At 68.8% G+C, this 11052-nt stretch carries 11 protein-coding genes; all 11 read left to right on the top strand.

Features of this window, described 5'->3' with window-relative positions; all coding sequences use genetic code 11:
* The first annotated feature begins 158 nt into the window (after positions 1-158).
* The 11 genes from ACZ60W_RS31330 (at position 159) to ACZ60W_RS31280 (ending at position 10892) form a co-directional block, all read left to right on the top strand.
* Positions 159-1406, top strand: coding sequence for a serine hydroxymethyltransferase (locus tag ACZ60W_RS31330; RefSeq protein ID WP_469758778.1), 1248 nt, complete (start codon positions 159-161; stop codon positions 1404-1406).
* A 107-nt stretch (positions 1407-1513) separates the two neighbouring features.
* The gene (locus tag ACZ60W_RS31325; RefSeq protein ID WP_469758777.1) at positions 1514-2827 is read left to right on the top strand and encodes an MraY family glycosyltransferase; all 1314 of its coding nucleotides are present in this window, start codon (positions 1514-1516) and stop codon (positions 2825-2827) included.
* 265 nt (positions 2828-3092) lie between these two features.
* On the top strand, positions 3093-3506 hold the full coding sequence (locus tag ACZ60W_RS31320) for a hypothetical protein (protein ID WP_469758776.1): 414 nt from the start codon (positions 3093-3095) through the stop codon (positions 3504-3506).
* A gap of 222 nt (positions 3507-3728) precedes the next feature.
* Entirely contained in the window at positions 3729-4538 is an 810-nt protein-coding gene (atpB, locus tag ACZ60W_RS31315; RefSeq protein WP_469758775.1) for a F0F1 ATP synthase subunit A, read from the top strand.
* A 91-nt stretch (positions 4539-4629) separates the two neighbouring features.
* Positions 4630-4887, top strand: a complete 258-nt coding sequence (gene atpE / locus ACZ60W_RS31310; protein WP_093874070.1) for an ATP synthase F0 subunit C — start codon at positions 4630-4632, stop codon at positions 4885-4887.
* A gap of 41 nt (positions 4888-4928) precedes the next feature.
* Positions 4929-5474: a F0F1 ATP synthase subunit B gene (locus ACZ60W_RS31305; RefSeq protein ID WP_366307661.1), complete on the top strand. Its 546-nt coding sequence runs from the start codon at positions 4929-4931 to the stop codon at positions 5472-5474.
* Complete coding sequence (locus ACZ60W_RS31300) at positions 5471-6286, top strand: F0F1 ATP synthase subunit delta (protein ID WP_469758774.1); 816 nt, start codon at positions 5471-5473, stop codon at positions 6284-6286. Before ACZ60W_RS31305 ends, ACZ60W_RS31300 begins: the two co-directional genes overlap by 4 nt.
* A gap of 140 nt (positions 6287-6426) precedes the next feature.
* On the top strand, positions 6427-8025 hold the full coding sequence (atpA, locus tag ACZ60W_RS31295; RefSeq protein WP_033206791.1) for a F0F1 ATP synthase subunit alpha: 1599 nt from the start codon (positions 6427-6429) through the stop codon (positions 8023-8025).
* 20 nt (positions 8026-8045) lie between these two features.
* Positions 8046-8963 (top strand): F0F1 ATP synthase subunit gamma, encoded by a 918-nt coding sequence (locus tag ACZ60W_RS31290; RefSeq protein WP_469758773.1) that lies wholly within the window; start codon positions 8046-8048, stop codon positions 8961-8963.
* Positions 8963-10405, top strand: a complete 1443-nt coding sequence (atpD, locus tag ACZ60W_RS31285) for a F0F1 ATP synthase subunit beta (RefSeq protein ID WP_017236133.1) — start codon at positions 8963-8965, stop codon at positions 10403-10405. The genes ACZ60W_RS31290 and atpD overlap by 1 nt, the downstream gene beginning before the upstream one ends.
* 112 nt (positions 10406-10517) lie before the next feature.
* Entirely contained in the window at positions 10518-10892 is a 375-nt protein-coding gene (locus tag ACZ60W_RS31280; protein ID WP_017236132.1) for a F0F1 ATP synthase subunit epsilon, read from the top strand.
* Positions 10893-11052: the final 160 nt, after the last annotated feature.

The following is an 11052-nucleotide window of genomic DNA, read 5'->3' as shown; positions in this document are numbered from 1 at the left end:
GAGTGGTGCGAGGGGGCCGTCGGGAGGGGTGCTCAACCAGGCCCTCGACCCGGTCGTCACGGCGCTCACGGGCGTCTCCGCCCGTCGCTGAGGGGCCGGGTCGCGGGTTCGGCCGTCGCTGACGGGCGGGGTGGCGGGGGCGCGCCTACATTGGTGGCATGCCGGTCACCGCGCCCCCCGATGAGGATCTCGACGTCCTGCGCCGGCAGGACCCCGAGGTCGCCGACGTGCTGGCGGGGGAGGTGCGGAGGCAGGCGGACAGCCTGCAGCTGATCGCGGCGGAGAACTTCACGTCGCGCGCGGTGCTGACGGCCCTCGGCTCGGCGCTCGCCAACAAGTACGCGGAGGGCTATCCGGGCGCCCGCCACCACGGCGGCTGCGCGTACGCCGACGCGGCCGAGCGGATCGCCGTGGAGAGGGCCACCGCGCTCTTCGGAGCCGACCACGCGAACGTACAGGCACACTCGGGCTCCGCGGCCGTCCTGGCGGCGTACGCGGCCCTTCTGAGGCCCGGTGACACGGTCCTGGCCATGGGTCTGGACCACGGCGGGCACCTCACGCACGGTTCGCCTGCCAACTTCTCGGGACGCTGGTTCGACTTCGTGCCGTACGGCGTCGACGCGGAGACCGGGCTCGTCGACTACGAGCAGGTCGCGGCGCTCGCCCGCCACCACCGCCCCAAGGCCATCGTCTGCGGCTCGATCTCCTACCCGCGCCACCTCGACTACCCGGTCTTCCGGGAGATCGCGGACGAGGTGGGCGCCTATCTCATCGCCGACGCGGCGCACCCGATCGGCCTGGTCGCCGGGGGAGCGGCCCCCAACCCCGTCCCGTACGCCGACGTGGTGTGCGCGACCACCCACAAGGTGCTGCGCGGACCGCGCGGCGGGATGGTGCTGTGCGGCGAGGAACTGGCGGGACGGATCGACCGGGCGGTGTTCCCCTTCACGCAGGGCGGCGCCCAGATGCACACGATCGCGGCGAAGGCGGTGGCCTTCGGCGAGGCGTCCACCCCGGCGTTCACGGCGTACGCCCATCAGGTGGTGGAACACGCGAAGGTGCTCGCCGCCGCGCTGGCCGCCGAGGGCTTCGCCGTGACGACCGGCGGCACGGACACCCACCTCATCACCGCGGACCCGGCCCCGCTCGGCGTCGACGGGCGCACGGCCCGTGCCCGGCTCGCCGCCGCCGGCATGGTGCTGGACACCTGCGCCCTGCCGTACGGGGCGAGCCGCGGCATCCGGCTCGGCACCGCGGCCGTCACCACGCAGGGGATGGGCGCCCCGGAGATGGCGCGGATCGCCGGACTGTTCACCTCCGCGCTGCGGGACGACGCCGCGGAGACGGCCCGGGTGCGGGCGGAGGTACGGGACCTGACCGGGAGATTTCCCCCGTACGGACGCTGAGGGGAACCGGGCGCAACCGTTCCGGGTGCGGGGGATGTCTCCAAGCACACGGACGGCACGGCTAGGGTGTGGGGCTGAGATGGCCAGCTATTACTGTGGGGCAGCCCGTGCGTGATTACCTGCTGACGCTCTGTGTCACGGCCGCGGTGACCTATCTGCTCACCGGTCCGGTGCGGAAGTTCGCCATCGCGACCGGGGCGATGCCGGAGATCCGCGCCCGCGACGTACACCGAGAACCGACTCCGCGGCTCGGTGGCATCGCCATGTTCTTCGGGCTGTGCGCGGGACTCCTCGTCGCCGACCACCTGCAGAACCTGAGCAGCGTCTTCGAGCTGTCGAACGAGCCGCGGGCGCTGCTCTCCGGCGCGGCCCTGATCTGGCTGATCGGCGTCCTCGACGACAAGTTCGAGCTGGACGCGCTGATCAAGCTGGGCGCGCAGATGATCTCCGCGGGCGTGATGGTCGTCCAGGGTCTGACGATCCTGTGGCTGCCGATCCCGGGTGTCGGCGTGGTCTCCCTGACCCCGTGGCAGGGCACGCTCCTGACGGTCGCGTTGGTCGTCCTCACCATCAACGCCGTGAACTTCGTCGACGGACTCGACGGCCTCGCCGCCGGCATGGTGTGCATCGCCGCCGCGGCCTTCTTCCTGTACGCCTACCGCCTCTGGTACGGCTACACGATCGAGGCGGCCGCCCCGGCGACGCTCTTCACCGCGATCCTCATGGGCATGTGCCTGGGCTTCCTGCCGCACAACATGCACCCGGCGCGGATCTTCATGGGCGACTCCGGCTCGATGCTGATCGGCCTGATCCTGGCGGCCTCGGCCATCTCGATCACCGGCCAGGTCGACCCGGACGCGCTGAAGATCTTCGAGGGCTCGACCCGGCAGGCCACGCACGCCGCCCTGCCCGTCTTCATCCCGCTCGTGCTCCCGCTGACGATCATCGCGATCCCGATGGCGGACCTGGTGCTGGCGATCGTGCGCCGGACGTGGAAGGGTCAGTCGCCGTTCGCTGCCGACCGCGGCCACCTCCACCACCGCCTGCTGGAGATCGGCCACTCGCACAGCCGCGCGGTGCTGATCATGTACTTCTGGTCGGCGCTGATCGCCTTCGGGACGCTGGCGTACTCGGTGCACTCGACGTCGATGTGGATCGTCCTCGGCGTCGTCGCGCTGAGCGCCATCGGACTGGTGCTGCTCCTGCTGCCGCGGTTCACCCCGCGCGCGCCCCGCTGGGCCGAGTCCGTCGTGCCTCCCCGGTACCGCCGGCGCAAGCGGGTTTCGGTGCCGGAGCCCGTCGTGGAGGTCCCCGCGGCCGAGGAGGAGCGCGTTCCGGTGCCCGCGGGCATCAACGGCGCCACGGCCATCGGCAACCGCGCGCGCTTCCCCGACCGGCGGAAGGCCGGAACGCCGAGTTGACGAAAGCCGCATTCGCGGCCATTACCAGACAGGTTGCCTTCGTGTCGCGCACACACGCGCGTTGTCCCACTCATGTGTGACGGTTGGCACACCTTATGGGTAAAGACCTATTCAAATAGTTTGTGATACCGTTCACGAGACCCGGCGACAGTGCCGAAAGACCGTAGTGCGACGGTCTGTTGGCCCCGAGACCCACCTCGGACCGGGCTTACGCTCGTCCATGACGACACCATCGCCCCCTGCCTCAAAAAGCGGAGACACCGCCATGCCGTCCAACGACGCACGCATCCTGCTGCACACCGCCGTCCCCACCGCTGTCGTCGGCGCAGTCGCCACGCTCATCAGCGGTCTGGTCGCCGGTGGCAAGGGTGCACTCGGCGCCGTCGTCGGCACCCTGGTGGTCCTCCTCTTCATGGGCATCGGGCAGCTGGTGCTCCAGCGGACGGCGAAGTCGCTTCCGCACCTCTTCCAGGCCATGGGGCTGATGCTCTACACGGCCCAGCTGCTGGTGCTCTTCATCTTCCTCGCCTTGCTCAAGAACACCACGTTGTTCGACTTCAAGGCCTTCGCCTTCACGCTGCTCGCGACGACCGTGGTGTGGGTCGCCGCACAGGCCCGCGCGTACATGAAGGCCAAGATCACGTACATCGACCCCGGAAACACGGGGTCGAAGTCGTGAAGGGTAGGGCCGGGATAAAGCCGCCGTCGGCTTCCTGCTATCGTCCGGTGCCAACTGCGGCACTGCGGGCGCGGGCATCCGAGACGCCTGTCCCAGCGCGAGGCTCGATGCCGAACCGCCGCCCCCTTATCCGTAAGACCAGTCCAGTGCCGACCCGCGGCTGCGTGCCGCGCCGACACAACGAGGTTGCCGTACCTATGCGCCACGCTGAAGGAGCCCGCGGTGAGTGCTGACCAGACGCTTGCCTTCGACCCGGATTGCCACATCTTCACTGGATGTGGCTTCCCGGCGCCGGGCCTGCACACGTTCATGTACGAGCCCATCGCCACGGTGGCCGGCATCGAGATCACCAAGCCGATGCTGCTCGCCCTCCTCGGCTCCATCGTGGTCGTCGGGTTCTTCTGGGCCGCTTTCAACAAGCCCAAGCTGATCCCCGGCAAGATGCAGATGGTCGGCGAGGCCGGCTACGACTTCGTGCGCCGCGGCATCGTCTACGAGATCATCGGCAAGAAGGACGGCGAGAAGTACGTCCCCTTCATGGTGTCGCTGTTCTTCTTCGTCTGGATCATGAACCTCTGGTCGATCATTCCGCTCGCCCAGTTCCCGGTCACCTCGCTGATCGCCTTCCCGGCCGGTCTCGCGCTGATCGTCTACGTCATGTGGATCTCGCTCACCTTCAAGAAGCACGGCTTCGTGGGCGGCTGGAAGAACATCGTCGGCTACGACAAGTCCCTCGGTGCGATCCTCCCGATGGTCGTCGTCCTCGAGTTCTTCTCGAACCTCCTCATCCGGCCCTTCACGCACGCGGTGCGACTGTTCGCGAACATGTTCGCCGGTCACCTGCTGATCGTGATGTTCTCGCTGGCCACCTGGTACCTCATGAACGGCCTCGGCTTCGTCTACGCCGGCGCCTCGTTCGTCATGGTCCTGGTGATGACCGCCTTCGAGCTCTTCATCCAGGCCGTCCAGGCGTACGTCTTCGTCCTCCTGGCCTGCAGCTACGTCCAGGGCGCGCTCTCCGAGCACCACTGAGCCGTCACGGCCCCGTAGCTCCACCCCCGAAACCATCAGTCGTCCGGTGGCCAACCCCCACCGGGTCATTGAAAGAGAAGGAAGTAACGGCATGTCCGCTGCTCTCGACATGGTCAACCTCGCCGCCGGCGCCAAGGAGAACGTCGTCGGCAACGTCGCCTCGATCGGTTACGGCCTCGCCGCGATCGGCCCCGGCGTCGGCGTCGGCATCATCTTCGGTAACGGTACGCAGGCCCTCGCCCGCCAGCCCGAGGCCGCCGGTCTGATCCGCACCAACCAGATCATGGGCTTCGCCTTCTGTGAGGCGCTCGCCCTCATCGGCATCGTCATGGGCTTCGTCTACCAGTAAGCCGGACCGACTGCCCGATTCTTTTTACGGAAGGCACTGATGTGAACGCTCTGCTTCTTGCGGCAGCGGAGGAGCCTCAGCCTCCTCTCATCCCGCATCTCGACGAGCTCGTCATCGGCCTGATCGCCTTCGTCATCGTCTTCGGCTTCCTCGCCAAGAAGCTCCTCCCGAACATCAACAAGGTTCTGGACGAGCGCCGCGAGGCCATCGAGGGTGGCATCGAGAAGGCCGAGTCGGCCCAGATCGAGGCTCAGAGTGTGCTGGAGCAGTACAAGGCCCAGCTCGCCGAGGCCCGCCACGAGGCCGCGCGTCTTCGCCAGGAGGCGACGGAGCAGGGCACCGCGATCATCCAGGAGATGAAGGCGGAGGGCCAGCGCCAGCGCGAGGAGATCATCGCGGCCGGCCACACGCAGATCGAGGCGGACCGCAAGGCCGCGTCCGCGTCGCTGCGTCAGGACGTGGGCAAGCTCGCCACCGACCTGGCCGGCAAGCTGGTCGGCGAGTCCCTCCAGGACGTCGCCCGCCAGAGCCGCACGATCGACCGCTTCCTCGACGAGCTCGAGGAGAAGGCCGAGGCGGTCCGATGAACGGAGCGAGCCGTGAGGCACTGGCTGCCGCCCGTGAGTCCCTCGACGCGCTGACCGACAACACCTCGGTCGACGCGACGAAGCTCGCGGACGAGCTGGCCTCCGTCACCGCGCTGCTCGACCGCGAGGTGTCGCTGCGCCGGGTCCTGACCGACCCCGCACAGTCGGGTGAGGCCAAGGCCGAGCTCGCGCAGCGACTCCTGGCCGGTCAGGTGGGCGGCGCGACCGTCGACCTGGTCTCGGGCATGGTGCGTTCCCGCTGGTCGCGTTCGCGCGACCTGGTCGACGCGGCCGAGGAACTGGCGAACACCGCCGACCTCACCGCGGCGCAGAAGGCGGGCGCGCTGGACGACGTCGAGGACGAGCTGTTCCGGTTCGGCCGGATCGTGTCCTCCAGCAACGAGCTCCGCTCGGCGCTGACGGACAAGGCCGCCACGGCCACCGCCAAGGGCGAGCTGCTCCGCAGCCTGCTCGGCGGCAAGGCCCACGCGGTCACCGAGCGTCTGGTCGTCCGTCTGGTGACCCAGCCCCGGGGACGTAGCCTGGAAGCGGGACTCGAGTCCCTGTCCAAGCTCGCCGCGGCGCGCCGGGACCGGATGGTCGCGGTCGTCACCTCGGCCGTGCCGCTGTCCGACCAGCAGAAGCAGCGCCTCGGTGCCGTCCTGGCCAAGCTGTACGGCCGCCAGATGCACCTGAACCTGGACGTGGACCCGGCGGTCCTCGGCGGGATCACCGTGCAGGTCGGCGACGAGGTCATCAACGGCTCCATCGCCGAGCGCCTCGACGAGGCGACCCGTCGACTGGCCGGCTGACGGCAGCCACCGCAGCACACAGCAACACAGCATCACCAGCGGCCCGGTTGGGCCGTGCAGAGATTGCAGAAGATTCCTGGGGGTCGGCCCCCAGACCCCTTAAGAAACTTCGGGCCCAACAAGGAGAGCAGGGAACCCAGATGGCGGAGCTCACGATCCGGCCGGAGGAGATCCGGGACGCACTGGAGAACTTCGTCCAGTCGTACCAGCCGGACGCGGCCTCGCGCGAGGAGGTCGGCACGGTCAGCCTGGCCGGTGACGGTATCGCGAAGGTCGAGGGTCTTCCCTCGGCCATGGCGAACGAGCTGCTGAAGTTCGAGGACGGGACCCTCGGTCTCGCGCTGAACCTCGAAGAGCGCGAGATCGGTGCGATCGTCCTCGGCGAGTTCAGCGGTATCGAGGAGGGACAGTCGGTGCAGCGCACCGGCGAGGTCCTCTCCGTCGGTGTCGGTGAGGGATACCTGGGTCGCGTCGTCGACCCGCTCGGCAACCCGATCGACGGTCTCGGCGAGATCGCGACCGAGGGCCGCCGCGCCCTCGAGCTGCAGGCCCCGGGCGTTATGGCCCGTAAGTCGGTGCACGAGCCGATGGAGACCGGCTACAAGGCCGTCGACGCCATGACGCCGGTCGGCCGTGGCCAGCGTCAGCTGATCATCGGCGACCGCCAGACCGGCAAGACCGCGCTGTGCATCGACACGATCATCAACCAGCGCGACAACTGGCGCTCGGGCGACGTGAACAAGCAGGTCCGCTGCATCTACGTCGCCGTCGGCCAGAAGGGCTCGACCATCGCGTCCGTCCGCGGCGCCCTGGAAGAGGCCGGCGCGCTCGAGTACACGACGATCGTCGCCGCCCCGGCGTCCGACCCGGCCGGCTTCAAGTACCTGGCGCCGTACACCGGTTCCGCCATCGGTCAGCACTGGATGTACCAGGGCAAGCACGTCCTGATCGTCTTCGACGACCTGTCGAAGCAGGCCGACGCCTACCGCGCCGTGTCGCTGCTGCTGCGCCGCCCGCCGGGCCGTGAGGCCTACCCGGGTGACGTCTTCTACCTGCACTCGCGTCTCCTCGAGCGTTGCGCGAAGCTCTCGGACGAGCTCGGTGCCGGTTCGATGACGGGTCTCCCGATCGTCGAGACGAAGGCGAACGACGTGTCGGCGTTCATCCCGACCAACGTCATCTCCATCACCGACGGCCAGTGCTTCCTGGAGTCCGACCTGTTCAACGCCGGCCAGCGTCCGGCCCTGAACGTCGGTATCTCGGTCTCCCGCGTCGGTGGCTCCGCCCAGCACAAGGCGATGAAGCAGATCTCCGGTCGCCTCCGTGTCGACCTCGCCCAGTTCCGTGAGCTGGAGGCGTTCGCCGCCTTCGGTTCCGACCTGGACGCGGCCTCGAAGGCGCAGCTGGAGCGTGGCCAGCGCATGGTCGAGCTGCTCAAGCAGGCTCAGTACCAGCCGATGCCCACCGAGAACCAGGTCGTCTCCGTCTGGGCCGGCACCACCGGCAAGATGGACGACGTCCCGGTCGCCGACATCCGTCGCTTCGAGGCCGAGCTCCTGGCGTACCTGCGCCAGAACCACTCGGGTCTCATGACCTCCATCCGTGAGGGCGGCAAGATGTCGGACGACACCCTGCAGTCCGTCGGTGACGCCATCGCGGAGTTCAAGAAGCAGTTCGAGACCTCTGACGGCAAGCTGCTGGGCGAGGACGCTCCTGCCGCCGTCAACGTCTCGAAGTGACGACGGAAGGGACCTGACTCATGGGAGCGCAGCTCCGGGTCTACAAGCGTCGCATCAAATCCGTCACCGCGACGAAGAAGATCACCAAGGCGATGGAGATGATCGCCGCCTCGCGTGTCGTCAAGGCGCAGCGCAAGGTGCAGGCCTCGACTCCGTACGCGACCGAGCTGACGCGCGCGGTCACGGCGGTGGCCACGGGTGCGAACGACAAGCACCCGCTGACCACCGAGGCGGAGAACCCGGTCCGCGCCGCGGTCCTGCTCCTCTCGAGCGACCGCGGTCTGGCCGGTGCCTTCAACTCCAACGCCATCAAGGCGGCGGAGAAGCTGACGGCGAAGCTGGAGGGCGAGGGCCGCGAGGTCACGATCTACGTCGTCGGCCGTCGTGGTATCGCGCACTACAACTTCCGTGAGCGGAAGCTGGCCGGCACGTGGACCGGGTTCACGGACCAGCCGTCGTACGGCGACGCCAAGACGATCGCGGCTCCGCTGATCGAGGCGATCGAGAAGGACACGGCCGAGGGCGGCGTGGACGAGCTCCACATCGTCTACACCGAGTTCGTCTCGATGATGACGCAGACGGCGGTCGAGGCCCGGCTGCTGCCCCTCAGCCTCGACGAGGTGGCGAAGGAGGCCGGCGACACGGACACGCTCCGTCCGCTGTACGACTTCGAGCCGTCGGCGGAGGACGTCCTCGACGCCCTGCTGCCCCGGTACGTCGAGAGCCGGATCTACAACGCGCTGCTCCAGTCGGCTGCCTCCAAGCACGCTGCCACGCGCCGCGCGATGAAGTCGGCGACCGACAACGCGGGAGACTTGATCAACAACCTCTCCCGACTTGCCAACGCGGCCCGCCAGGCCGAAATCACCCAGGAAATCAGCGAGATCGTCGGTGGCACCGCAGCCCTGGCCGACGCGACCGCGGGGAGTGACAAGTAATGACGACCACTGTTGAGACGGCCGCCGCCACGGGCCGCGTCGCCCGGGTCATCGGCCCGGTCGTCGACGTGGAGTTCCCCGTCGACGCGATGCCGGAGATCTACAACGCGCTGAACGTCGAGGTTCCGGACCCGGCCGAGGAGGGCGCGACCAAGACGCTGACCCTCGAGGTCGCCCAGCACCTCGGTGACGGCGTCGTCCGCACCATCTCCATGCAGCCCACCGACGGTCTGGTCCGCCAGGCCCCGGTGACCGACACGGGCACGGGCATCACCGTCCCGGTCGGCGACGCCACCAAGGGCCGCGTGTTCAACACGCTGGGCCAGGTGCTGAACGCCGACGAGTCGACCGTGGCCGACGCGCCGCGCTGGACGATCCACCGCAAGGCCCCGGCCTTCGACCAGCTCGAGTCCAAGACCGAGATGTTCGAGACCGGCCTGAAGGTCGTCGACCTCCTCACCCCGTACGTCAAGGGTGGAAAGATCGGTCTGTTCGGTGGTGCCGGTGTCGGCAAGACCGTGCTGATCCAGGAGATGATCGTCCGTGTGGCCAAGCTGCACGACGGTGTCTCCGTCTTCGCGGGCGTCGGCGAGCGCACCCGTGAGGGCAACGACCTCATGGTCGAGATGGAGGAGGCCGGCGTTCTCGACAAGACCGCGCTGGTCTTCGGCCAGATGGACGAGCCCCCGGGCACCCGTCTGCGCGTGGCCCTCGCCGGTCTGACCATGGCGGAGTACTTCCGCGATGTGCAGAAGCAGGACGTGCTGTTCTTCATCGACAACATCTTCCGCTTCACCCAGGCCGGTTCCGAGGTCTCCACGCTGCTCGGCCGCATGCCCTCCGCGGTGGGTTACCAGCCGAACCTGGCCGACGAGATGGGTCTCCTCCAGGAGCGCATCACGTCGACCCGTGGTCACTCGATCACCTCGATGCAGGCGATCTACGTCCCCGCGGACGACCTGACCGACCCGGCCCCGGCCACCACCTTCGCCCACCTCGACGCGACGACGGTTCTCTCCCGTCCGATCTCCGAGAAGGGCATCTACCCGGCCGTGGACCCGCTGGACTCCACGTCCCGCATCCTGGACCCGCGCTACATCGCGCAGGACCACTACGACGCCGCCACGCGCGTCAAGGGAATCCTGCAGAAGTACAAGGACCTCCAGGACATCATCGCGATCCTCGGTATCGACGAGCTGAGCGAGGAGGACAAGCTCGTCGTCCACCGCGCCCGCCGTGTCGAGCGCTTCCTGTCCCAGAACACCCACGCGGCGAAGCAGTTCACCGGTGTGGACGGTTCGGACGTTCCGCTCGACGAGTCGATCGCCGCGTTCAACGCGATCTGCGACGGTGAGTACGACCACTTCCCCGAGCAGGCGTTCTTCATGTGCGGTGGTCTTGAGGACCTCAAGAACAACGCCAAGGAGCTCGGCGTCTCCTGAGCCCCGTGCTCGCCCGAGGGGGGTGGGATCCGTCCCGCCCCCCTCACCACGCCCCCTAGAATTGACCCCAACACCCGGCACGACCGCCGGGTGGTGACCCGAGGAGCCACCCTTGGCTGCTGAGCTGCACGTCGAGCTGGTCGCCGCGGACCGGAGTGTCTGGTCCGGCGAGGCCACCCTGGTCATCGCGCGTACCACCTCCGGCGACATCGGCGTCATGCCCGGCCACCAGCCGCTGCTCGGTGTGCTGGAGTCGGGCCCGGTGACCATCCGTACGAGCGAGGGCGGGACCGTCGTCGCCGCCGTCCACGGCGGATTCATCTCGTTCGCCGACGACAAGCTGTCTCTGCTCGCGGAGATCTGCGAGCTGGCGGACGAGATCGACGCCCAGCGCGCCGAGCGCGCGCTGGAGCGTGCGAAGACGGACGAGGACGCCGCCGCCGAGCGGCGCGCCGAGGTCCGGCTGCGCGCGGTGTCGGTCCGCTGACGGTCCGCACCGACTGGTAGTGCCCTCAGCCGCGGGGGGGGGGGGGGGGGTTTTTGGGGGGGGGGGGGGGGGGGGGGGGGGGGGGGGGGGGGGGGGGGGGTTTGTGGGGGGGGGGGGGGGGGGGGGGGGGGGGGGGGGGGGGGGTGGGGGGGGGGGGGGG

Source organism: Streptomyces sp. NPDC104202, from assembly GCF_055584185.1.
Note: the sequence above shows the minus strand (reverse complement) of the source record. Positions and strands in the feature narration are given on the sequence as shown.

What these genes read in the sequence shown, in the direction of transcription:
- atpE (WP_093874070.1), top strand. Translation starts at nt 4,630, where the DNA reads ATGTCCGCTGCTCTCGACATGGTCAACCTCGCCGCCGGCGCCAAGGAG.
- ACZ60W_RS31320 (WP_469758776.1), top strand. Translation starts at nt 3,093, where the DNA reads ATGCCGTCCAACGACGCACGCATCCTGCTGCACACCGCCGTCCCCACC.
- ACZ60W_RS31300 (WP_469758774.1), top strand. Translation starts at nt 5,471, where the DNA reads ATGAACGGAGCGAGCCGTGAGGCACTGGCTGCCGCCCGTGAGTCCCTC.
- atpA (WP_033206791.1), top strand. Translation starts at nt 6,427, where the DNA reads ATGGCGGAGCTCACGATCCGGCCGGAGGAGATCCGGGACGCACTGGAG.
- ACZ60W_RS31330 (WP_469758778.1), top strand. Translation starts at nt 159, where the DNA reads ATGCCGGTCACCGCGCCCCCCGATGAGGATCTCGACGTCCTGCGCCGG.
- ACZ60W_RS31290 (WP_469758773.1), top strand. Translation starts at nt 8,046, where the DNA reads ATGGGAGCGCAGCTCCGGGTCTACAAGCGTCGCATCAAATCCGTCACC.
- atpD (WP_017236133.1), top strand. Translation starts at nt 8,963, where the DNA reads ATGACGACCACTGTTGAGACGGCCGCCGCCACGGGCCGCGTCGCCCGG.